Genomic DNA, 22,411 nt, shown 5'->3' on the forward strand with positions numbered 1-22,411 from the left:
CGATGATGTCCCGCCGTTCCCGGTCAGCGCGGAAAGACCTCGAAGTTGGGGGATTTCCCGCGCGACGGCGGGACCCGGTAGTGACGCAGCGTGAAGCCCATCATCTCGCGGAACGCCGGTGCGACGACCGCGCCGCCACCGCCCTCGGGGTTCCACACGAAGACCGCCACCACGTACCGGGGTGCCTCGGCGGGGGCCATCCCGATGAACGACCCCACCTCGCCGGGCTGCTGCTTGCCGTCGACGTAGCGCAGGCCGGTGCCGGTCTTGCCGGCGATCCGGTAGCCGGGCACCGCGGCGGCCCGGCCGGTCGCGCCGTCGACGGTGGTGACCGCCTCCAGCAGGGTGCGCAGCGCGGCGGCGTTCTGCGGGCTGAGCACCGAACGGGTGACCGGGGCGGCGGAGGGGGTGCGCTTGCCGTCCGCCCCGACCACCTCCTTGATCAGGTGCGGCTGCACGTAGGTGCCGTCGTTGGCGATGGTGGCGTACGCGGCGGCCATCTGCAGCGGGGTGGCGTCGACGCTGTGCCCGATCGGCACCGACCCGTACGACGAACCGCTCCACTGGTCGGCCGGGAGCAGCCGTCCGGACGCCTCGCCGGGCATCCCCTCGCCGGTGGGCTGGCCCAACCCGAACCGCTTCTGGTAGTCGATCAGCCGGTCCGGGCCGAGCCGGTCGCCGATCTCGATGGTGCCGACGTTGGACGAGTAGGCCAGCATCCCGGCCACGCTCAGCTTCTTGCCCTCGGCCGGGTGGGTGTCCCGGAAGGTCACCCCGCCCCTGGTGACGGTGTTGGCGACCGGCCAGGCGCTGTCCGGGGTGATGACCCCCTCCTGCAGGGCCGCGCCGTAGGTGATCGCCTTGTGCACCGAGCCCGGGTCGACCACGAAACTGGTGGCCGCGTCCTCCCGGTCGGTGGGTCGGCTCTGCTCCGGCGTGGCCGCGTTGTAGGTGGGGTTGCTGGCCTGGGCCAGCACCTCACCGGTCTTGGCGTCGAGCACCACGGCCGCGCCGATCGCGCCCCGGGTCTGCGCCATCTGCCGGCTGAGGATCTGCTGCACCTGGAACTGGAGGTCCCGGTCGATGGTGAGCACCAGCGAGCTGCCCGGCTTGGGAGCGGTGGTCTGGCTGTAGCCGCCGGGGATCGCCGCGTTCAGGTTGCCCGCGCCGGCCTCGTAGACCCACCGGCCGTCCTGCCCCCGCAGCAGGTCGTCGTAGCGGGCCTCCAACCCCTCCAGGGCGTCCAGGTCCAGGCTGGTGAAGCCGACCAGGTTGGCGGCGAGGTCGCCGCCGGGCACCTCGCGACGCTCGTCGCGGTGGGTGCCGATGCCGGCGAGGTCGAGCGCCTCGATCTGCTTGGCCCGGGCGATGTCGACACCCCGGGCCAGGTAGCGGAACTGGAGTTCGCCCTGGCGCTTCATCTTCTCGGCCAGTTCGGAGGCGGGGACGCCGAGCAGCGGGGAGAGCAGCTTCGCGGTCTCCGTCCGGTCCTTGACCATCGTCGGGTCGGCGAAGACGTACCGCGCCTCGATGCTGCGGGCCAGCGGGGCGCCGGTGCGGTCCTCGATCGACCCGCGCGGGGCCGGCAGGTCGACCCGGCTGAGCCGGTTGCCGACGCCACCGCCGGCGTACGCCGGGGTGTCCACGGCCTGCAGGACGACCAGCCGGATGCCGATCACGGCGAAGACCGCCAGCACGAGCACGGTGCCCAGCCGCAGTCGGCGACGCGGTTCGGCCAGCTTCGGCGGGCGGCGCGGCTTGCGCACCGGTCGTCGGCCGGCGGGCCGGTCGGTACGGCGGGGCGCCTCGGTGCGGCGCGGGGCACCCCGGCCGGACGTGTCGGTGCGACGCGGGGTGGTGCGGCCGGGGCGACGGCGCGGCGCGGGCGGCTCGGCGAACTCGTCGTCGTCGGGGGCGGCCCGGGTCGGCACGGTCCGGATGACACCGGTGCGCCTGGTCGGGGCGGCCTCCCGGCGGCCGGCCCGGTTGGCGGCGGCCCGACCGCCGTCGAGCACCTGGAGGGCGGGGCGGAACGGGTCGCCGGACCGGCCGGCCCGGGGGGTACGCCGCTGACCGCCCCGTTCCTCGCTGCTCTCCCGGATGGTCCGGCCCCGTGGCGTGTACGCCCGCGCGTCGGAGATCCCCCCGACGTCCCCGGCCCGGGGCTCCCCGGTGCGGGACTCCCCCGTGCGCGGTCCGGTGGCGGGTGGCTCACCGGTCCGTGGCTCACCGCCCCGGGCGGTCCCACCACGAATCGCACCGCGCCGGGAGCCTGTGGCGTCCCGGCGCGGTTCGTCCGATCTCGGTGGCACGGACGCTACCCCCCGTTGCCCTGCTGGCTGGTGATCGCCGGCTGCCCGTCGGCCGGTTGCGGCACGCCGATCAGCCGACCGTCCGGCAGCCGGATGTACGCCGGTTCGCCCGCCTCGACCAGGCCCAGCTTGCGGGCTTCGGCGGTCAGGTTGCCCGGCTCCTTGGCCTCCTCGATCTCCTTCTCCAACTGCTGCTGGTCGACGTCGAGACGGGCCTGCTGCTGCTGGAGCTGCTGGAGCTTGAAGGCATTCTCGTTGATCTTGGTGTTGACCGCGAGGATGCCCAGCACCCCGCCGACCACGAGCACCACGATCAGCGCCGCGAACGGCGCCCGGGGCACCCGGACCGGCGGCGGCGGCGCCACCCGCAGCCGGGGTGACCCGGTGCCGGTGGCCCGGGTGGCCGGCTGCTCTGCCGGCCGCAGCGCGGCGCTGCCCTGGGTGGGGAACTCGCGCGCCCCCCGGCGAGCCTCCCCCTGCTGACCGGCGAGGTCCGCCGGCGTCGCGGTGCGGTTCGTGCGCTGCGCCGTGGTCCGGCCCCCCGACCGCGGTGCGCGCTGCCCGACGGCCGCGTCGCGGCCGTCACGCTTGTTGACGTTCATGTCCCCTCCCCCTGTTCGTCCGTCCTGCCGTCCCCCGGTGACGACCCCAGATCCACTGTGGGACCCGCCGTCGACCCCGTTTCCGGTTGGTGCGTCGCCCTGACCCGTCGGCGGGACCGTTCGCGGTCGGTCCGCCCCTGCTGCCCGGTGGCCGGGTCGAGTCGCTCCGCCGCCCGCAACCGGACCGATGCGGCCCGCGGGTTCGCGGTGACCTCCGCCTCCCCGGCGAGTTCGGCGCCCCGGCTGAGCAGCCGGAACGTCGGACCCGACCCGGGCAGCTCCACCGGGAGGTCGACCGGGCCCTTACTGCGGACCCGGTCGGCGAGCGCCTGCTTGGTGAGCCGGTCCTCCAACGAGTGGTAGGACAGGACCACCATGCGGCCGCCCACATCGAGCGTGTCGAGGGCGGCCGGCAGCGCCGTCTCCAGCACTGCCAGTTCCCTGTTTACCTCGATCCGTAAAGCCTGAAACGTTCTCTTGGCCGGGTGTCCCCCGGTTCGTCGTGCTGGTGCCGGAATGCTCTCCCTGACCAGTTCGGCCAGCCGGGCCGAGGACGTGATCCGGCCCCGCTCCCGCTCCCGCAGGACCGCCGAGGCGATCCGGCCGGCGAACTTCTCCTCGCCGTAGACCCGCAGCACCCGGGCCAGATCAGGGTGGGAGTAGCTGTTGACCACCTCTTCGGCGGTCACCCCCCGGGTCTGGTCCATCCGCATGTCCAGCGGCGCGTCCTGGGCATAGGCGAACCCGCGGTCGGGCGCGTCGAGCTGCAGCGAGGAGACACCCAGGTCGAACAGCACCCCGTCGATGCCCGGATAGCCGAGCCGCGCCACCACCTCGGGCAGTTCGTCGTAGACGGCGTGCTCCAGGTGGATCCGGTCGGCGAACCGGGCCAGCCGGACCCGGGCGTGCGCCAGGGCCTCGGTGTCCCGGTCCAGGCCGATCAGCACCGTGTGCGGATGCCGTTCCAGCACCGCCTCGGCGTGCCCGGCCAGGCCCAGCGTGGCATCGACGTGGACCGTCCGGCCGCCCCGGTCCAGCGCGGGGGCCAGCAGCTCGAGACACCGCTCGAGCAGCACCGGCACGTGCGTGCCGCGTAGCTCCCCCATGTCGACCCCCACTGTGGAAATAGTTCTTCGTGTCGCGCTCTGCTCGTCGGACGACGTCGTGCCGTCGTACCGCCAGATCCCCATCCGCTCCCGCTCCGGCCCCGGGCCACGGCCCGGGGTGGAGATCGTGCCCCTGGCACCGGGGAAGGGGCGCCAGGAACTCGAAAGCGGCTGGAGATCTCGCAGTACGTCGGGCGTCGCCACGCCCTACAGACCGCCGGGCAGCACCCCCTCCTCGATGTCGGCGAAGTCGTCTTCGCTCTCGGCGAGGTAGGTCTCCCAGGCCGCCCGGTCCCAGACCTCCACCCGGGTGCTCGCCCCGATCACCACCAGGTCCCGGTCGAGCGCGGCGTACGACCGGAGGTGGGCGGGGATGGTGACCCGGCCCTGCTTGTCGGGGACCTCGTCGTGCGCGCTGGCGAAGAAGACCCGGCTGTAGGCCCGGGCCGCCTTGTTCGTCATCGGCTGCGCGCGCAACTGGTCGGCGATCCGCTGGAACTCGGGCGTGGGGAAGACGTAGAGACAGCGATCCTGTCCTTTGGTGATCACGACACCCCCCGCCAGTTCGTCCCGGAACTTGGCCGGAAGGATCAGCCGGCCCTTTTCGTCCAGGCGCGGAGTGTGGGTGCCGAGGAACATCGGCCCAACCCCCTCGCCCTGAGCGGCGTTCGCGGCGCCGCTGACCCCCTGGGCCGGTGGGCCCTCCCGGCCTCACCAATGCGCCCCACTCTACTCCACTTCCCTCCACCTGCAACCAGAATCGCCCGCCCGGCGCGTCGCCGTCGCGGCTAAAACCGCACGTCAGAGCCGGTGGAGCAAAGTGGAGGGGCGGAGCGCTCCCGCCCCGCGTCCGCTACCCGACATTGATCGACTCCATCCGGTGGAGCGTCCGCCGACCGGATGCCCGGCCCACCCCGACCGAACGGTTCGCCGTCGGCGGCGATCTGGCGGGCGCGGAGGTCCGGTAACCTCGCTCGGGTGACAGACGCGAAGATGCCCCTGCGGGCGAAGGTGGCCAGCTCCGTGTCGAGGACCGCCGCGGCACTGTCGCGCGCCGCCGGCCGGGGCGACGGCTCGGTGATCGGCGGGTGGATCGGGCTGAAGATCGACCCGGACCTGCTGGCCCACCTCTCGGCCGGGCGCGCCATCGCGCTGGTCTCCGGCACCAACGGCAAGACCACCACCACCCGGCTCAGCGCCGCCGCCGTCGGCGTGCTCGGCCGGGTCGCGACCAACTCCTTCGGCGCCAACATGCCCACCGGGCACACCTCGGCGCTGGCCAAGGCCGGCAGCACCCCGTACGCGGTGCTGGAGGTCGACGAGCACTATCTCGCGCAGGTGCTGGAGGCCACCGAACCGCACGTGGTGGCCCTGCTCAACCTCTCCCGCGACCAGCTCGACCGGGCCAAGGAGGTGGCCATGATGGCGCAGCTCTGGCGGGCCGCGCTGGTCCGGCACACCGACGTGCGGGTGGTGGCCAACGCCGACGACCCGATGGTGGTCTGGGCGGCCACCCCACCGGCCGACCCCGCACAGGGCGTCCGACCGCCGCACGTCACCTGGTTCAGCGCCGGCCAACGCTGGCACGACGACTCCTGGGTCTGCCCGGAGTGCGGTTCCACCATCCAGCGCTCCGGCGAGCAGTGGTGGTGCACCGGCTGCCCGCTGCGCCGCCCGGACGCCCAGTGGACGGTGGAGGACGACGGGGTGCTCGACCCCACCGGGGCCTGGCACAAGGTGACCCTCCAGCTCCCCGGCAAGGTCAACCTCGGCAACGCGGCCACCGCCCTCGCCGTCGCCGCCGAGTTCGGGGTACGCCCCGTCGACGCGGTCTCCCGGCTGCACACCGTGAGCTCGGTCGCCGGCCGGTACGCCCAGGTCGACCGGGACGGTCGCAACATCCGGCTGCTGCTGGCCAAGAACCCGGCCAGCTGGCTGGAGGCGTTCGACATGGCAGACGAGGCGCCCACCCTGCTCTCCATCAACGCCCGCGACCCCGACGGGCTGGACACCTCCTGGCTCTTCGACGTCGACTTCGCGCCGCTGCGCGGCCGGCAGGTGCTGATCACCGGTGACCGGGCGTACGACCTGGCGGTCCGGCTCGACGTCAACGGGGTGCCGTTCCAGCACGTCCGGGCGTTCGGCGAGGCGGTCCGGGCGGTCCCGCCGGGCCGGCTGGAGGTCATCGCGAACTACACCGCCTTCCAGGACATCCGAGCGGAGTTGGACCGTGTCAACTGAGAGCCTGCGCATCGTCTGGATCTACCCCGACCTGCTCTCCACCTACGGGGACCGGGGCAACCTGCTGATCCTGGCCCGCCGGGCGCAGCAGCGCGGGATGCCGGTCGAGGTGCTGGAGGTCCGCTCCGACCAGCGGCTGCCCGCCACCGCCGACATCTATCTGCTCGGCGGCGGCGAGGACGGCCCACAGGCGCTCGGCGCGCAGCGGCTGCGCGCCGACGGCGGCCTGCACCGGGCCGCCGCCCAGGGCTCGGTGGTCTTCGGCGTCTGCGCCGGCTACCAACTCCTCGGCACCTCCTTCTTCGCCAAGGGCACCAAATGCGCCGGGCTGGAGCTGCTCGACCTCTCCTCCGACCGGGGTCCCACCCGGGCGGTCGGCGAGCTGGCCGGCGAGATCGACCCGAGGCTGGGGGTGCCGGCGCTGTCCGGGTTCGAGAACCACGGCGGCCGGACCCACCTCGGCCCCGGTGTGTCCCCGCTGGCCCGGGTCAGCGCCGGGGTCGGCAACGACGGCGTCACCGAGGGGGCCTGGCGGGGCAGCCTGCTGGGCACCTATTCGCACGGGCCGGCGCTGGCCCGTAACCCGGCCCTGGCCGACCTGCTGCTGCGCTGGGCCACCGGCAGCCACCAGCTCCCGCCGTTGGACGACACCTGGACCGACCGGCTCCGCTCCGAACGCCGCGCCGCGGTGGCCGCCGCCGCCCGGACATGACCCACCGTCGGGCGGCCGCGATCGCCGCCGCCCGGCGGTCGTTCGGCCAGCCGTCCGCACGCCGGTTCGTCCTGTTGCTGGTCATGCTCGCCGGGTTCGCGGCGCTGCTGCTGCTGGCACCCCGTCCGGACCTCACCGAGCTGCCCCGGCTCGCCGGCACCCTCGGCGGGTACGCCCCGGTCGCCGGGGTCGTCATCGGGGCGTTGCTGCTGGTGGCACTGGTCCCGCGTACCTTCGTCACGCTCGCGGCGGGGGCCGTCTTCGGCCCGCTGGAGGGCGCGGCGTACGCGCTGGGCGCGGCGCTGCTGGCCGCCGCGCTCGGCTTCGCCGTCGGCCGGGTGCTGGGGCGGGAGTTCGTCGCCGAACGGGTACGCGGCCGGCTGGCCCGGCTGGACGGCTGGTTCGCCCGGCAGAGCGTGCTGGGCGTGATCACCGTACGGATGCTGCCGATCGCCGGATTCGGGCTGGTCAGCTACGGCTACGGCACCACCGGGGCCCGGGTGCTGCCGTTCCTGACCGGCAGCGTGCTGGCCTCCGCCCCGACCGCCTTCGGCTACGCCGCCATCGGCGCGGCGGCCAGTTCCCCCGGCCACATCAACTGGTACGCCGCCGCCCCGGCCAGCCTCGGGCTGATCGCCAGCGCGGTGCTGGCGTACCAGTGGTGGCGGGCCGAGCGGCAGCGCCGGCCCGGCCCGGGCTGACCTGGTCGGCGCAACCCGCGGCGACCGCATCCGGTCGCCCGGGACACCGCGCCGGCCGGTCCGCGCACCACGCGACCGGTCCGGGGCCGCGCAGCCCCGGACCGGTCGCGCACCCGCAACGGGGGGTTACTTCTTCGCCGGTGACGCGTAACCGACGACGCCCGACTCCCAGTTGCCGTGCAGGACGTGCGTCACCGCGTTCGACTGGTTGCCGCCGACCACGTAGTGGTTGCCGTCGGTGGTGGTGTCGTAGTACGAGGTGACGATCGCGACGTGGTCGTAGCTTCCGTTGCCGTCCCAGTCGTAGACCGCCGCGTCACCCTTGCGCGGCACGTAACCGCTGCCGCGGCCGTGCCAGGTGCCGTTGTTGATGCCGTACGTGCGGAAGCTGCCGGCGGCGGCGGTGAGCCCGGTGTACTTCGCGCCGCCCCAGTAGAAGGCGAACTTCGCGAAGTCGGCGCACCACGCCCGCGCCCGCCACCGCACGTCGTCCCAGGTCTTCGACCCGTTGCGGTACATGTAGCCCGGGCTCACCGGTCCGCACGTGCCGTAGCCCGAACCGTCGTACCGGTCGTTGTTCGGGTCGGCCCAGAAGCCGGTGTAGAAGTTGCAGTCCGCGCCGCTGCGCTCCTTCAGCCGGTAGGCCACGTCCGAGTTGGTGGAGGTGTACTGCTCCCAGGCGATGTTGCCGACGTCGATGCCGAGCTGGGTGTCGGCGGCGTGCGCGACGCCGGGGCCGACGACGAGGCCCGCGGCGGTGGCGACCACGGCCACCAGGGCCATGCGGATGGATTTCATGGGGAATCGAGTCTCCTGTCTCCGGCTCACAGCCAGGAACCGCAGCGTCGGTCGGTGTTGGCGTCGCTGGTGCAGACCTTCAGGGAGACGCCGGAGCTGAACGGGCCGTACCACTCGTCCTCGGCCCAGTCGCCGGCGCCGCGGGTCGCCTCGTCGAGCTTGACGCCGGAGGACGAGGTGCTCGGGGTGCGGAGCCACACCTCGGCGCGGCGACCGTCCTTGGCCGTGTCCTCCAGGAAGTAGCTCAGGCCGGTGGTGACCGCCTCCGGGCAGATCTGGTATTGCAGCCTCGCGCCGGAGATCGTGCTCGTGCCCGTGCGGCAGGCCGCCGCCGAGGCCGCCGTGGGCGACAGCACGATCGCGGCGGATCCGACCAGGCCGGTGGCGACGGCGATGCGCAGACCGCGTAGCCAGGTTCTGTTCACGTGTCCTCCCGTGTGGTGTGTGGACGTCGCCTGTTCCCGACGTCCCGGGGTGGTTCTCCCGCCCCGTGCAGGCACACCCTCCCGGCACCCCGTGGAACCGGCGTGGAAGACGCGTGCAAATCCCGCACGCGATAATTGCTTCGAATCCATACACTGTGCGGCGAGGCGAGATGCGAAGGGCTCGGGGGCATTCGGATGGCGCAGCTACGGATCGCCGTACTCGGTCCCCTGGAGGTCGAACGGGACGGCGTCACCGTGCCGCTCGGCCCCCGGCAGGCGGAACTCCTCTCCGTGCTGGTCCTCGCGCTGGGCCGGCCGGTGCTGGCCCACCGGCTGGTCGACCTCCTCTGGGATGCCGGGGCCGGTGACGGCGCGGCGGCGACCCTGCGCAGCCACGTCTCGCATCTGCGTCGCACCCTGGCCCCCGGTCGACAGGGCAACGCCGGGGAGGCGGTCGTGACCACCGTCGGCACCGGCGCCGGCCTGGCGTACCGCCTGGACCTTCCGCCCGACCAGTTGGACGCCCACCTGTTCGAAGAGGAGATCACGCAGGGTAGGCGGCTGCTCGACCATGGCGATCCCACCGGTTTCCTGCCCGCCACGGAACTCTTCGGCACCGCACTGGCCCGCTGGCGCGGGCCGGCATTCGCCAACGTGGCCGACCGGCCGTACGCCCTGTCCGAAGTGGCCCGGCTGGAGGCGCTGTGCCGCACGGCCCGACGGGGGTCGGCCGAGGCGCTGATCGCGCTGGGCCGGCACTCCGCAGCGGCCGGCGATCTCACCGGCGCGGTCGCCCAGTTTCCGTACGACGAGGGCCTGCGCCGCCTGCTCGCGCTGGCCCTCTACGCCGAGCAGCGGGTGGACGAGGCCGCCGAGGTGTGCCGTCAGGGCGCGGCCCTGCTGCGGGCCCGGGGCATGGAGGCGCCTCAGTTGCAGCGGCTGCACACGGCGATCCTGCGCCGCGAGGAGTTGCCCGTCGCGACGCCGACGCCGGTCGCTGCCAGGTCCACGCCGCCGCCGCTCGATCTGCTGCCGCCGAACCCACCACAGTTCGTCGGCCGGGCCGCCGAACTCGACGACGCCCGGCGGCACTGCCTGGCCCCCTCCCGGAACCAGATCCTGCTGGTCACCGGCGCGGCCGGAGTGGGTAAGACCAGCTTTGCCGTCCGACTCGCGCACCTGCTGGCCGGTGACCTGCCGGACGGATGCCTCTACGTCAATCTCCGCGGCTTCGACCCCGGTGGCGCGGCACTCTCGGGCGACGAGGCCCTGCGGCTCTTTCTCGATGTGTTGCAGGTGCCGCCGGAGCAGATTCCGTCGAGCCGGGAGGGCCGGGCCGGCCGTTACCGTTCCCTGCTGTCACCACGACGGATGCTGATCGTGCTGGACAACGCCCGGGACGCCGAGCAGGTGCGCCCGCTGCTGCCCGGCACGCCGGGATGCGCGGTGGTGGTCACCAGCCGGTCGCAGCTGCCCGGCCTGGTGGCCGTCGAGGGCGCACGCCCGATCACGCTCGGCCTGCTCACCGTGGCCGAGGCCCGCGAGTTGTTGGCGACACGGCTGCGCGACGGTCGGATGGCCGCCGAGCCGGGGTCGGTCGACGGCATCATCGAACGGTGCGCCCGGCTGCCGCTGGCCCTGGCGATCGTGGCGGCCCGCGCGGCCGCCCATCCCGGCTTCTCGCTGACCGCGCTGGCCCACGAACTCGCGGAGTCGCAGGGCAGCCTCGACGGCTTCGCCGCCGGGGACCCGACCACCGACCTACGGTCCGTCTTCTCCTGGTCGTACCGCGCCCTCGGCGAACCCGCCGCCCGGATGTTCCGCCTGCTCGCGCTGCACCCGGGGCAGGACATCTCGGTCCGGGCCGCCGCCAGCCTCGTCGCCCTGCCCGAACGGCAGGCGCGTCCCGTCGTGGCCGAGCTGGCCCGCGCACAGCTGGTGGTGGAGCGGGTGCCCGGTCGGTACAGCTGCCACGACCTGCTGCGCGCGTACGCGGCCGAGCTGGTGGAGTCGAAGCCCGAGGAGGTACGCCGCGCGGCCCGGCACCGGATCGTGGACCACTACCTACACAGCGCCCGGGCCGCCGACGGACGGCTGTCCCCGCTGCGCAGCACGATCACGCCGCCACCGGCGCGGCTCGGCGTGACGCCGGAGGCACCTGCGGACAGCGGCCGGGCCCTGGCCTGGTTCGCCGAAGAGCACCAGGTCCTCGTCCGGGTGGTCGAGATGGCCGGCCGGCACGGCTTCGACCGGCACGTGTGGCAGCTGGCGTCGGCGCTGACCACCTTCCTGAGCCGCCGGGGCTACTGGGAGGACCTGATCGTCGTGCAGAAACACGCACTGGCCGCCGCCGACCGCGCCGGCGAGCCGGCAGCGGCGGCGCAGGCACATCGCGACGTCGCCGCCGCCTACTCGGAGACGGGTCGGCTGCCGTCGGCCCGGGCGCACCTGGAGTCGGCCCTGGCCCTGCTGGCGGAGCAGGCCGACCAGGTCGGCCAGGCGCAGACCCTGCTGACTCTGAGCTGGGTCAGCGAGAAGGAGGGTGACCAGGCGACCGCGCTGGGCCACGATCAGGTCGCGCTGCGGCTCTTTCGCGCCGCCGGTCACGAGGCGGGCGAGGCCCGGGCGTTGAACGCGGTGGGCTGGGACCATGCCGTGCTCGGCGAACACCGCGAGACGGTGCGCTACTGCCAGCGGGCGCTGGTGCTGCAGCGGCGGCTCGGCGATGCGCTCGGCGAGGCGAACAGCTGGGACACGTTGGGCTACGCCCACCACCACCTCGGGCACCACCGGCGGGCGGCCCGTTGCTTCCGGCGGGCGCTGGCGCTCAGCCGCGAGTTGGGGCACCGCTACAACGAGGCGGAGGCGTTGCAGCACCTCGGCGACAACCACGAGGTCCTCGGCGATCCGGTGGCTGCCCGCCACTGCTGGGTCCGCGCGCTGGAGATCCTCACGCAGATGGGACATCCGGCAGCCGAGCAGCTCCGGGGCCGGCTCGCCGCCGGCCACGGCCGCACGCCGACCGGCGGCACAGGGTGTCAGGAAGGGCCCCTTGCTGCGCAGAAGCGCTGACAAGGAGCCCTTCCCGGCGCCTCAGGCGACGACCGAGACCAGCCGGCCCGGCACCACGATGACCTTGCGGGGTTCCTTGCCGGCCAGCGCGGACGCGACGGCCGCCAGGGCCGCCGCCCGGACCACGTCCTGCGACGCGTCCGCGGGCACCTCGACCCGGCCCCGCACCTTGCCGTTGACCTGCACCGGATAGGTGACCGTCTCGGCGACCAGCAGCGCCGGGTCGGCGGTCGGGAAGTCCGCGTACGCCAGGGAGGTGTCGTGGCCCAGCGTGCGCCACAGCTCCTCGGCGACGTGCGGGGCGAACGGGGCCAGCATCAGCACCAGCGGTTCGGCCACCTCCCGGGGGGTCTCCGCCAGCCGGGTCACCGCGTTGGTCAGTTCGATCAGCTTGGCGATGGCGGTGTTGAACCGGATGCCCTCCATGTCGGTCCGGACCCCGTCGACGGTCCGGTGCAGCAGCCGGCAGGTCTCCGCGTCGGCGGACGCGTCGGTGACCCGCAGCGCGCCGGTCTGCTCGTCGACCACGGCCCGCCAGACCCGTTGCAGGAACCGGTAGGACCCGACCACCGCCCGGGTCTCCCACGGGCGGGACACCTCCAGCGGGCCCATCGACATCTCGTACACCCGGAAGGTGTCCGCGCCGTAGGCCGCGCACATGTCGTCCGGGGTGACGACGTTGCGCAGCGACTTGCCCATCTTGCCGTACTCCCGGGTGACCTCCTGCTCGCCGTGGAACCAGCGGCCGTCGACCTCGACGACCTCCTCCGCGGGCACGTAGACGCCCCGCGGGTCGGTGAACGCGTACGCCTGGATCATGCCCTGGTTGAACAGCTTGCGGAACGGCTCGAACGACGACACGTGGCCCAGGTCGTACAGCACCTTGTGCCAGAACCGGGCGTACAGCAGGTGCAGCACGGCGTGCTCGGCGCCGCCGACGTACAGGTCGGTGCCCCCGCAGTCACCTCCGGCCTGCGGCCCCATCCAGTACCGCTCGTTCTCGGCGTCGGCGAACCGGTCGGTGTTGGTCGGGTCCAGGTAGCGCAGCTCGTACCAGCAGGAGCCGGCCCACTGCGGCATCACGTTGGTCTCCCGGGTGTACCGCTGCGGCCCGTCGCCCAGGTCCAGCTCCACCTCGACCCAGTCGCGCCGCCGGGACAGCGGGGTCTCCGGGTTGCTCCCGGCGTCGTCGGGGTCGAACGTCTTCGGCGAGAAGTCGTCCACCTCGGGCAGCTCGACCGGCAGCATCGACTCGGGCAGCGCGATGGCCGCGCCGGTGGAGTCGTACACGATCGGGAACGGCTCGCCCCAGTAGCGCTGCCGGGAGAACAGCCAGTCCCGCAGCCGCCAGGTGACCGCGCCGACGCCGTGGCCGTTGGCCTCCAGCCACCCGATCGTCGCCGCCTTGGCCTCGGCCACCCGCAGCCCGTTCAGGTCCAGGCCACGCTCGGGCGCGGCGCTGTTGATCGCCGGCCCGTCCCCGGTGTACGCCGTCCCGGCGAACCCGTCGGTCGGCTGCACGGTCCGCACGATCGGCAGCTCGAACACCTCGGCGAACGCCCAGTCCCGCTCGTCCTGGGCGGGCACCGCCATGATCGCGCCGGTGCCGTAGCCGGCCAGCACGTAGTCGGCGATGAAGATCGGGATCTGCCCGCCGGTGACCGGGTGGGTGGCGTACGCGCCGACGAAGACGCCGGTCTTCTCCTTGGTGTCGGCCTGCCGCTCCACGTCGGTCTTGGCCGCCGCCGCCTTGCGGTACGCCTCGACGGCCGCCCGGGGGCTGGCGTGCCCACCGGTCCAGGCGTCCCGGGTCCCGGCCGGCCAGGCGGCCGGGGCCAGCGCGTCGACCAACTCGTGCTCGGGGGCCAGCACCAGGTAGGTGGCGCCGAAGATGGTGTCCGGCCGGGTGGTGAAGACTCTGATGCGGGCTTCGCCCGCGACACCGGAATCAGTGGTCCCGGTCGGGAAGTCGATGTGCGCGCCGGTCGACCGGCCGATCCAGTTGCGCTGCTGCAGCTTGATCGACTCGGGCCAGTCCAGGGTGTCCAGGTCGTCCAGCAGCCGGTCCCCGTAGGCGGTGATCCGCATCATCCACTGCTTCAGGTGACGCTTGAAGACCGGAAAGTTGCCCCGGTCGGAACGGCCGTCGGCGGTGACCTCCTCGTTGGCCAGCACGGTGCCCAGCCCCGGACACCAGTTCACCGGCGCCTGCGAGACGTACGCCAGCCGGTGGTCGTCGACGATCCGCCGCCGCTCGGCGTCGGTCAGCTCGGCCCAGGCCCGGCCGTCCGGGGTGGGCCGGTCACCGGCGGTGAACTCGGCGATCAACTCGGCGATCGGCCGGGCCTTCGCGGCGTCGGAGTCGTACCAGGAGTTGAAGATCTGCAGGAAGATCCACTGCGTCCACCGGTAGAAGTCGGTGTCGATGGTGGCCGCCGAGCGCCGCTCGTCGTGGGCCAGCCCCAGCCGGCGCAGCTGCGTCTTGTACCGCGCGATGTTGGCCACGGTGGTCGTCCGGGGATGGGTGCCGGTCTGCACGGCGTACTGCTCGGCAGGCAGGCCGAACGCGTCGAAGCCCATCGCGTGCAGCACGTTGCGCCCGGCCATCCGCTGGTAACGGGCGTAGCAGTCGGTGCCGATGTAGCCCAGCGGGTGGCCGACGTGCAGCCCCGCACCGGACGGGTACGGGAACATGTCCAGCACGTACAGCTTCTCCGCGCCCGCCCGCGGGTGGTCCGGGTCGGCCAGCGGGCCGGTCGGGTTCGGGGCGTGGAAGGTGCCCTCCCGCGCCCAGGTGTCCTGCCACCGACGCTCGATCTCGTCGGCCAGGACCGCGGTGTACCGGAACGGGGGGATGTCACCCGCCGGTGCAGCTGCCTCACTCATGCCTTCTCCTTGGCGCGGTCATCGCGGTCATGTCGCACTGGCGCGATCATCGGGGACCGGTGCCCTCGGACGGGACCGGCGCGGTCGTGTCGGATCTGGGGAGCGTCAGGGCCCGGGGCCCCTGCCGCGGGCACGAAAAAGCCCCTCGCACAGGAGGGGCCGCCGTGCTGTCGCGCGTCAGCGCATCAGCACGGCCCGGTAAGAAGCAGGGAGACTCCGGTCATGTTCCGCAGTGTACCCCCTGACCTCCGCCGGCCGGGGACCGCGCCCGACCCGACGGTCACCTTGCGTGATCACCCCGCCGCGTCGGGTCCCCCGACCTGACGAATATCCGCTGTGTGGCCGGCTGACTTCCGGCAGGGTTCGGCGTTCACCGCAAACATGGTTAGCCTGAGAGACCAGTGCGATTCCTGCGGCAGACGAGGCTTCCCGTTGCGAACCGAACGACGGGTCCAGGTGCTCTTTACCGAGCTGCCGTCGCGACGAGGAGAAGGCCCGTGACACAACAGACCTGGGACGAGGTGGGCGGCGTACTGCCGCACGACGAGTTCCGCGCCGCCAGCGAGGCCGTCGTGGCCAACATCGAGCAGGTCATCGAGGGCAAGACAGCCACGGTGCGACTCGCCCTGGCCGTCCTGCTCGCCGAGGGTCACCTGCTGATCGAGGACGTCCCGGGTGTCGGCAAGACCAAGCTGGCCAAGGCGCTCGCCCGGTCCATCGACTGCTCGGTCCGGCGCATCCAGTTCACCCCCGACCTGCTGCCCAGCGACGTCACCGGGGTCAGCGTCTACAACCAGGAGACGCACGACTTCGAGTTCCGGCCGGGGGCGGTCTTCGCCAACCTGGTGGTCGGCGACGAGATCAACCGGGCCTCGCCGAAGACCCAGTCCGCACTGCTGGAGTGCATGGAGGAGCGCCAGGTCACGGTCGACGGGGTGACCTACCAGCTCCAGACGCCGTTCATGGTGATCGCCACCCAGAACCCGATCGAGATGGAGGGGACGTACCCCCTCCCCGAGGCGCAGCGGGACCGGTTCACCGCCCGCATCGCGATGGGTTACCCCGGCCCGGAGGCCGAGCTGGCCATGCTGGACGGGCACGGTGCGGCCGACCCGCTCCAGGAGCTGCGGCCGGTCTCCGACGCCGACACGGTGCGGCGGCTGATCGCCACCGTCCGTAACGTGCACGTCGCCGACGCCGTCAAGCAGTACGCCGTCGACCTGGTCACCGCCACCCGGGAGGCCCCGGACCTGCGGCTGGGCGCGTCCCCCCGGGCCACCCTCCAGCTGCTGCGCACCGCCCGCGCGGTGGCCGCCCTGGAGGGGCGGGACTACGTGCTGCCCGACGACCTCCAGGCGCTCGCGGTGCCGGTGCTGGCGCACCGGATCATCCCCACCGCGGACGCCCAGCTGGCCCGCCGCACCACCGACGCGATCGTCGCCGAGCTGGTGCACCGGCTGGCCCTGCCGGCCGACCGCAAGCGCCCCACCGGGTACGACACACCCCGGCCCGCCGCCGGCAACGGCCGCCCGCCGTTCGAGCCGCGGAGGCCGTGACGTGCGTGCCGGGCTGCGTGGTCTGACCACCCGGGGCCGTTCGTTCCTGGCGGCGGCGATCGCCGCGGCGATCTCCGCCGGCATCCTCGGCGAACGGGACCTGCTGCGGGTGGCGGTGCTGCTCGGCGTCCTGCCGCTGCTCGCCGCGCTGTACGTCGGCCGGACCCGGTACAAGCTGGCCTGCAACCGCTCACTGGACCCGCACCGGGTGCCGGTCGGGGCCAGTTCCCGGGTGGTGCTGCGGTTGCAGAACATGTCCCGGCTGCCCACCGGCACCCTGCTGCTGGAGGACCGGCTGCCGTACGCGCTGGGCAGCCGGCCCCGGGTGGTGCTGGAACGGCTCGGCGCGCACCAGGCCAGTTCGGTGGCGTACACGGTCCGCGCCGACGTGCGCGGCCGCTACGAGGTGGGCCCCCTGGTGGTCCGGATGACCGACCCGTTCGGGCTGTGCGAGCTGAGCCGGGCCTTCCCCAGCACCGAGCAGCTCACCGTGATCCCCCAGGTCACCCCGCTGCCCTCGGTACGCCTGCCCGGCGAGTACGCCGGCAGCGGTGACAGCCGGGCCCGGTCGGTGGCCGTGCACGGCGAGGACGATGCCGCCACCCGGGAATACCGCCGGGGCGACGACCTGCGCCGGGTGCACTGGAAGTCGACCGCCCGCACCGGTGAGTTGATGGTGCGCCGGGAGGAGCAGCCCTGGGAGAGCCGGGCCACGGTGCTGCTGGACACCCGGGCGCACGGTCACCGGGGCGACGGTCCGACGGCCAGTTTCGAGTGGTCGGTCTCCGCCGCCGCCAGCATCGCCTCGCACCTGCGGCAGGCCGGATACAAGCTCCGCCTGGTCACCGGGGACGGGGTGGACGTGGACGCCACCGAGGCCAGCGGGGACGGCCTGCTCCTCGACCAGCTCGCCGACGTCCGGCTCGACCAGCGCGGCGACGTGGCGAGCCTGGTGCAGCGGGTCCGGCAACGCGCCGACGGGGGCCTGATCATCGCGCTGTTCGGCTCGCTGACCACCAGCGAGGCGGAGCTGCTGAGCGGGCTGCGCGGCAGCGGCGCGACGTGTGTCGGCTTCGTGCTCAACAGTTCCACCTGGCTCAGCCTGCCGGAACGGGCCCGGTTCGAGGCCGAACAGACCCACGCCGCCGCCGCGTTGGCCCTGTTGCAGGGCGGCTGGCGGATCATCGGGGTGGACCACGACGGTCAGCTACCGGTGCTCTGGCCACAGGCGGGGCGCGGTTCGCAGGGCTTCGCGCTGCGCGCGGCCCTCGCCGAGACGGTCGCCGGGGCGGTCCGGTGAGCCGTCCGACGCACCCGCGCCGCGCGCCCGTCGCAGGCCCCACCGGTGTCCGCGCCACCGCCGGCCACCGCGCCGGTCCGGATGCCGGCGCCGGTGTCCGACGACAGAGAGGGTGACGTCGTGATCGCGTCCCGGAACATCGGCTTCGTGGCCGCCGTGGCGACCCTGTTCGCCGCCGCCCCACTGTCGTCGATCTTCCAACAGTGGACCTGGCTGATCCAGTCGACCATCGCGGTCGCCGTGGTGGCCGGCGCGGCGGCGCTCACCCGGCTGGTCCGGGCCCCGCTCTGGGGTCAGGTGCTGGGCATGCTCGCCGGCCTGCTGCTCGCCCTGACCTGGCTCTTCCCGGGCGGCGGCGAGCTGATCGCCTTCCTGCCCACGCCGGCGACGCTCGCCCACTTCGGCGAGCTGGCGCAGGGCTCGTTGCAGGACATGCGCTCCTACGGGGTGAAGGTGCCGGACACCACCCCGCTGCTGTTCATCAGCGTGCTCGGGGTGGGCTCGGTCGCGGTGGTGGTCGACGTCCTCGCCGTCGGGCTGCGCCGACCGGCCCTGGCCGGGCTGCCGATGCTGGCCATCTACTCGGTGCCGGTCGCGGTCTACGTGGACAGCGTCCCCGCGCTGCCGTTCGTGGTCGGCGCCGCCGGCTACCTCTGGCTGCTGGTGACCGACAACGTCGACCGGGTCCGCCGGTTCGGCCGCCGGTTCACCGGCGAGGGCCGTGACGTGGACGTCTGGGAGTCCTCCCCGCTGGCCGCCGCCGGTCGCCGGCTGGCGGTGGTCGGGGTGGCGCTGGCCGTGGTGCTGCCGCTGGCCGTGCCGGGGATGACCGGCGGACTGCTGGACCAGTTCAACACCGCCGGCAACGGCACCGGCAACGGACGCGCCGGGCAGGGCGGCGGCCCCGGCCGGATCGACCTCTTCGCCTCCCTCAGCGGGCAGCTCAACCAGTCCGAGGTGGCCGACATGGTCAAGGTCACCACCACCGAGCAGAGCCCGTTCTACCTGCGTTTCGGCGTCGCCGACGAGCTCCGGCCGGACGGCTTCCGGGTACGCCCGCCCAACGGCCGGCCGGTGAACCGGGAGCTGCCCGACCCGTCGGGCCGGGCCGGGCCGGGGGTGGAGCAGCAGACCTACCGGGCGACCGTGGAGGTCAACCGGACGCTGAACATGCCCTTCGTGCCGCTCTACACCGACCCGGTCAGCTTCGACGGGCTCAACGGCAACTGGTCGTACGACCAGAACCTCGGGGTGGTCTTCTCCAACCGGGACAACTCCCGGGGCAAGCGTTACTCGTTCGAGTACGTGCGCTCGACGTACACCCCGGCGGCGTTGCGCCGGGCCCGGCCGCTGCCGGCCGAGCACCCGATCCGGCTGCAACAGACCCGCACCCCGGAGGTACGGGAGGTCGGCGAGCTGGTCAACCGGCTGGTGGCGGGGAAGTCCAGCGACTACGACCGGGTCCGGGCGCTCTACGACTACTTCTCCCGGGAGAACGGCTTCAGCTACTCGCTGAGCACCAAGGGCGGCACCAGCGGCCAGGAGATCGTCGACTTCCTCAGCAACAAGGTCGGCTACTGCCAGCAGTACGCGGCGGCGCTGGCCTGGCTGGTACGGGAGGCCGGCATCCCGGCCCGGGTGGCGTTCGGCTTCACCAACGGCAGCAGCGCCAACGGCGACACCTACACGTTGACCAACCGGAACCTGCACGCCTGGACGGAGGTCTACTTCGACCGGTTCGGCTGGGTCCCGTTCGACGCCACCCCGGCGTACGGCGTCCAGGGGTCGTCCCGGTCGGCGTGGGCGCCGGACTCCGACGCCCCCGACCCGGAGCCGTCGGACACCGCCGCACCGGCCGCACCGGAGGACCCGGGGGCCACCACCGGGCCGCAGCGGGACGAGCCCGCCGACAAGGACACCGATGCCGGCTTCGACCCGACCACCGGCGCACCCGTCGAACGCGCCCCGACCTGGCCCTGGTGGACGGTGGGCGCGCTGCTCGCGTTATTGGCGCTGCTGGCCGTCCCGGCGCTGCGTCGGCGCGCGCTGCGCCGGCAACGGCACCACCGGCCGACCCCGGTGGCGGCCGGGGTGGCCCCGGACGACGGGGCGGGCGGGAGCATCCCGATGACGGTGTTGGGCGCGGACGCCGAACGGGCCCGGGCGGACGCCCATGCGGCCTGGGACGAGTTGCTCGACACGCTTGTCGACTACCGGGTCCGGATCGACCGGACGGAGACCCCCCGGGCGACCGCCGAGCGGCTGGCCCGGGAGGCGGTCGGCGAGGACGCCGGTTCGGCCACGGCGGTACGGCTGCTCGGCCGCGCCGAGGAACGTGCCCGGTACGCCCGGGACCCGCTCACCGGCGAACCACTGCACCCGGCGTTGCGGACGGTACGTGGCACCCTCGCCGCGCGGGCGGACCGGCGTACCCGGCTGCTCGCCGCCGTGCTGCCGCCCTCGGTGCTGCTGCGCTGGCGTACCTCGCTCGGTGACACCTCGGCGCGACTGGTGACGGCCTCCGGTCGGCTCCGTCGCCTGATGCTGCGCTGGAACCCGCGCCGGCTGATCGCCACCCGCCGCGCCTGACCCGCCCTCGTCCGTCCCGACGCCCACCATGGGGCGACATGGCGGTATCAGCTGTGCTGGATACCGCCATGTCGCCGCACAGGAGTGGATCAAGGACGGCGGCAACCCGTCAGGGGCCCGGGCATGCCAATGCGACGGAGGTGGCCGGACCAGGTCCGGCACCTACCGTCGTCGGTGACGCCCGTCCACCTCGGGGGTGGGCGGGTTCAGCGATGTCCCTCCGGACGTTGCCGCCACCGATCCTCCATGCGGTCCAGCAGCGACGGCCGACGGCCGCCCCGGCCACGCGGACGACGACTCGTCGTGCCGCCCACCACGTGCAGGTCCGGTGACTGCGCCCGCCGGTGCGACTGCACCGCGTAGCCCAACGCGGCCAGCATGACGACGAAGCCCGCCACTGCCAGTGGCGGTGTCTTGATCACCGCGCCGTAGACCAACAGGGCCAGGCCGACGACCACCACGCCGGCAGCGACGAGCAGGCGACGCCGCGTATGGAAACGCGGGTCGCTGGCGCGCACGGCCGAGGCGAATTTGGGGTCCTCGGCAAGCGACCGCTCGATCTGCTCGAACAGCCGCTGCTCGTGCTCCGAGAGCGGCACGGCACTCCTCCCCGGTCACGTTGGTCGGCCCGGTCGGGCCGACAGACCGTGGCAGCCATCCGGCTGCTTGCCGCCAAGTCTACGAGGGGGGTCGCGCGTCGGAAAGCGGGACGACCTACGGCCGACTGCTATTTTCTCCGCGCCGGGGATCACGTTTACCGAGCAGACTGGCCGGACCTATGACGGACCGCCCGAAACGGGCAGCCGCCGCGTCGGCTGCGGTCTCCGCTTCCCGCCAACCCCGCTCCGGTGCGCCCAGGGTGAGCTGTCTCGGCGTCTCGACCGTCCCGGCCAGTCCCTCCACCCGGACGCCGACCAGGCGGACCGGCTCACCCGGGTCGAGAACCGTCCAGAGACCCCAGGACGTGTCGAATATCTCCCGGGCCACGTCGGTCGCCACGCCGAGGGTGCGGGACCGGTTGACGGTGCGGAAATCCGACAGTCGAACCTTGAGCGAGATCGTCCGGCCGACCTGACCGGCCCCGCGCAGCCGGCTGCCCACCTTTTCACTGAGGGCGAGCAGCGCCCGGCGGATCTGCTGCGGGTCGACGACGTCGACGTCGAAGGTCACCTCGGCCCCGATCGACTTCTCCACCTGGTCCGGGCTGACCGGGCGGGGGTCACGCCCCCGGGCCAGCTCGTGCAGGTGGGTCGCGGACGCCACCCCGAGCGCCTTGCGGAGCATCCCGGCGGGCGCTTCGGCCAGGTCGCCGATGGTGCGCAGGCCGAGCCGACGCAGCGTCTCGGCGGACCGCTCCCCCACTCCCCAGAGCGCGTCGACCGGCAGCGGGTGGAGGAACTCCAGCACCCGGCCCGCCGGCACCACGAGCAGGCCGTCCGGCTTGGCCCGGGTGGAGCCGAGTTTCGCCACGAACTTGCTCGGGGCCACCCCGACCGAGCAGGTCAACCCCTGCTCGGCGGTCACCCGGGCACGAACCCGCCGGGCGATGGCGGCGGGCGCGCCGAACAGCCGGCGGGCACCCGTCACGTCGAGGAACGCCTCGTCGAGGGAGAGCGGCTCGACCAGCGGGGTGACGTCCCGGAAGATCCGCATCACCGCGTCGGAGGCCGCCCGGTAGCGGGCGAAGTCGGGAGGCAGGTAGACCGCACCGGGACAGAGCGCCCGCGCCCGGGCGGTGGGCATCGCGCTGCGGACGCCGTACCGGCGGGCCTCGTAGCTGGCGGAGCTGACCACGCCGCGCGGCCCGATGCCGCCGACCACCACCGGCCGGCCGCGCAGCTCGGGCCGGTGGCGCACCTCGACGGAGGCGAAGAAGGCGTCCATGTCGACGTGCAGGATCGGGCTGGCCGAGTCGTCGGCGTCGGGCCCGAAGCGCGGGTCACCACCGCGCGGCAACGACTGACTCCGACCCATCACCGCAGGCTAGCCGCCCGGTACGACAACCGACCCGCCGGCCGCCGCACAGGTCCCGCCCCGCCGGCCGGTACGACAACCGACCCGCCGGCCGCCGCACAGGTCCCGCCCCGCCGGCCGGTACGACAACCGACCCG

Annotated in this window: 16 protein-coding genes; 7 read left to right on the forward strand and 9 right to left on the reverse strand. The window is 73.4% G+C overall.

Going from position 1 to position 22,411, the window contains the following annotated elements; genetic code table 11:
* Nucleotides 1-23: 23 nt before the first annotated feature.
* The 4 genes from ACQP1S_RS23045 to mraZ all read right to left on the reverse strand — a co-directional run bounded on the left by ACQP1S_RS23045 (nt 24) and on the right by mraZ (nt 4,659).
* Entirely contained in the window at nt 24-2,255 is a 2,232-nt protein-coding gene (locus ACQP1S_RS23045) for a peptidoglycan D,D-transpeptidase FtsI family protein (protein WP_432908230.1), read from the reverse strand.
* A 62-nt stretch (nt 2,256-2,317) separates the two neighbouring features.
* Nucleotides 2,318-2,914, reverse strand: coding sequence for a hypothetical protein (locus ACQP1S_RS23050; protein WP_432899044.1), 597 nt, complete (start codon nt 2,912-2,914; stop codon nt 2,318-2,320).
* Nucleotides 2,911-4,020: a 16S rRNA (cytosine(1402)-N(4))-methyltransferase RsmH gene (gene rsmH, locus ACQP1S_RS23055; RefSeq protein ID WP_432908233.1), complete on the reverse strand. Its 1,110-nt coding sequence runs from the start codon at nt 4,018-4,020 to the stop codon at nt 2,911-2,913. Before rsmH ends, ACQP1S_RS23050 begins: the two co-directional genes overlap by 4 nt.
* Nucleotides 4,021-4,227: 207 nt before the next feature.
* Nucleotides 4,228-4,659 (reverse strand): division/cell wall cluster transcriptional repressor MraZ, encoded by a 432-nt coding sequence (mraZ, locus tag ACQP1S_RS23060; RefSeq protein ID WP_091237536.1) that lies wholly within the window; start codon nt 4,657-4,659, stop codon nt 4,228-4,230.
* A 354-nt stretch (nt 4,660-5,013) separates the two neighbouring features.
* On the opposite strand from mraZ, the gene ACQP1S_RS23065 reads away from it, so the two are divergent.
* The 3 genes from ACQP1S_RS23065 to ACQP1S_RS23075 are packed head-to-tail and all read left to right on the forward strand — an operon-like array spanning nt 5,014 to nt 7,674.
* Nucleotides 5,014-6,261, forward strand: coding sequence for a MurT ligase domain-containing protein (locus ACQP1S_RS23065; protein WP_091237539.1), 1,248 nt, complete (start codon nt 5,014-5,016; stop codon nt 6,259-6,261).
* Entirely contained in the window at nt 6,251-6,973 is a 723-nt protein-coding gene (locus tag ACQP1S_RS23070; protein WP_432899049.1) for a type 1 glutamine amidotransferase, read from the forward strand. The genes ACQP1S_RS23065 and ACQP1S_RS23070 overlap by 11 nt, the downstream gene beginning before the upstream one ends.
* Nucleotides 6,970-7,674 carry a TVP38/TMEM64 family protein gene (locus ACQP1S_RS23075; protein ID WP_432899052.1) on the forward strand — a complete coding sequence of 235 codons (705 nt, stop codon included), beginning with the start codon at nt 6,970-6,972 and terminating at the stop codon, nt 7,672-7,674. The genes ACQP1S_RS23070 and ACQP1S_RS23075 overlap by 4 nt, the downstream gene beginning before the upstream one ends.
* A gap of 126 nt (nt 7,675-7,800) precedes the next feature.
* On the opposite strand, the gene ACQP1S_RS23080 is transcribed toward ACQP1S_RS23075, so the two are convergent.
* Together ACQP1S_RS23080 and ACQP1S_RS23085 are read right to left on the reverse strand one after the other, a co-directional pair.
* Entirely contained in the window at nt 7,801-8,472 is a 672-nt protein-coding gene (locus tag ACQP1S_RS23080; RefSeq protein ID WP_432899054.1) for a CHAP domain-containing protein, read from the reverse strand.
* A gap of 26 nt (nt 8,473-8,498) precedes the next feature.
* Nucleotides 8,499-8,897, reverse strand: a complete 399-nt coding sequence (locus ACQP1S_RS23085) for a hypothetical protein (RefSeq protein WP_091237547.1) — start codon at nt 8,895-8,897, stop codon at nt 8,499-8,501.
* A 195-nt stretch (nt 8,898-9,092) separates the two neighbouring features.
* Here ACQP1S_RS23085 and ACQP1S_RS23090 point away from each other — a divergent pair, with 195 nt between their 5' ends.
* Complete coding sequence (locus tag ACQP1S_RS23090) at nt 9,093-11,969, forward strand: AfsR/SARP family transcriptional regulator (RefSeq protein WP_432899057.1); 2,877 nt, start codon at nt 9,093-9,095, stop codon at nt 11,967-11,969.
* A gap of 21 nt (nt 11,970-11,990) precedes the next feature.
* On the opposite strand, the gene leuS is transcribed toward ACQP1S_RS23090, so the two are convergent.
* Nucleotides 11,991-14,855 carry a leucine--tRNA ligase gene (gene leuS / locus ACQP1S_RS23095; RefSeq protein WP_432899059.1) on the reverse strand — a complete coding sequence of 955 codons (2,865 nt, stop codon included), beginning with the start codon at nt 14,853-14,855 and terminating at the stop codon, nt 11,991-11,993.
* A gap of 497 nt (nt 14,856-15,352) precedes the next feature.
* On the opposite strand from leuS, the gene ACQP1S_RS23100 reads away from it, so the two are divergent.
* From ACQP1S_RS23100 to ACQP1S_RS23110, 3 genes are all read left to right on the forward strand, one after another.
* Nucleotides 15,353-16,411 carry an AAA family ATPase gene (locus ACQP1S_RS23100; protein WP_091237553.1) on the forward strand — a complete coding sequence of 353 codons (1,059 nt, stop codon included), beginning with the start codon at nt 15,353-15,355 and terminating at the stop codon, nt 16,409-16,411.
* Between the two features lies 1 nt (nt 16,412).
* Nucleotides 16,413-17,711: a DUF58 domain-containing protein gene (locus ACQP1S_RS23105; protein ID WP_357890975.1), complete on the forward strand. Its 1,299-nt coding sequence runs from the start codon at nt 16,413-16,415 to the stop codon at nt 17,709-17,711.
* A gap of 120 nt (nt 17,712-17,831) precedes the next feature.
* A complete protein-coding gene (locus ACQP1S_RS23110) occupies nt 17,832-20,300 on the forward strand; it encodes a transglutaminase TgpA family protein (RefSeq protein ID WP_432899062.1) in 2,469 nt (822 codons plus the stop codon).
* Between the two features lie 206 nt (nt 20,301-20,506).
* On the opposite strand, the gene ACQP1S_RS23115 is transcribed toward ACQP1S_RS23110, so the two are convergent.
* Together ACQP1S_RS23115 and ACQP1S_RS23120 are read right to left on the reverse strand one after the other, a co-directional pair.
* Nucleotides 20,507-20,899: a DUF3040 domain-containing protein gene (locus ACQP1S_RS23115; RefSeq protein WP_396849453.1), complete on the reverse strand. Its 393-nt coding sequence runs from the start codon at nt 20,897-20,899 to the stop codon at nt 20,507-20,509.
* 115 nt (nt 20,900-21,014) lie between these two features.
* Nucleotides 21,015-22,274: a DNA polymerase IV gene (locus ACQP1S_RS23120; RefSeq protein ID WP_432899064.1), complete on the reverse strand. Its 1,260-nt coding sequence runs from the start codon at nt 22,272-22,274 to the stop codon at nt 21,015-21,017.
* Between the last annotated feature and the right edge of the window lie 137 nt (nt 22,275-22,411).

The organism is Micromonospora matsumotoense, assembly GCF_050951065.1.
Lineage (GTDB): Bacteria > Actinomycetota > Actinomycetes > Mycobacteriales > Micromonosporaceae > Micromonospora > Micromonospora matsumotoensis.

Excerpts from the sequence above, each read along its gene's own strand:
- ACQP1S_RS23050 (WP_432899044.1), bottom strand. The coding sequence starts at position 2,914 with ATGAACGTCAACAAGCGTGACGGCCGCGACGCGGCCGTCGGGCAGCGC.
- rsmH (WP_432908233.1), bottom strand. The coding sequence starts at position 4,020 with ATGGGGGAGCTACGCGGCACGCACGTGCCGGTGCTGCTCGAGCGGTGT.
- mraZ (WP_091237536.1), bottom strand. The coding sequence starts at position 4,659 with ATGTTCCTCGGCACCCACACTCCGCGCCTGGACGAAAAGGGCCGGCTG.
- ACQP1S_RS23065 (WP_091237539.1), top strand. The coding sequence starts at position 5,014 with ATGCCCCTGCGGGCGAAGGTGGCCAGCTCCGTGTCGAGGACCGCCGCG.
- ACQP1S_RS23075 (WP_432899052.1), top strand. The coding sequence starts at position 6,970 with ATGACCCACCGTCGGGCGGCCGCGATCGCCGCCGCCCGGCGGTCGTTC.
- ACQP1S_RS23080 (WP_432899054.1), bottom strand. The coding sequence starts at position 8,472 with ATGAAATCCATCCGCATGGCCCTGGTGGCCGTGGTCGCCACCGCCGCG.
- ACQP1S_RS23090 (WP_432899057.1), top strand. The coding sequence starts at position 9,093 with ATGGCGCAGCTACGGATCGCCGTACTCGGTCCCCTGGAGGTCGAACGG.
- leuS (WP_432899059.1), bottom strand. The coding sequence starts at position 14,855 with ATGAGTGAGGCAGCTGCACCGGCGGGTGACATCCCCCCGTTCCGGTAC.
- ACQP1S_RS23120 (WP_432899064.1), bottom strand. The coding sequence starts at position 22,274 with ATGGGTCGGAGTCAGTCGTTGCCGCGCGGTGGTGACCCGCGCTTCGGG.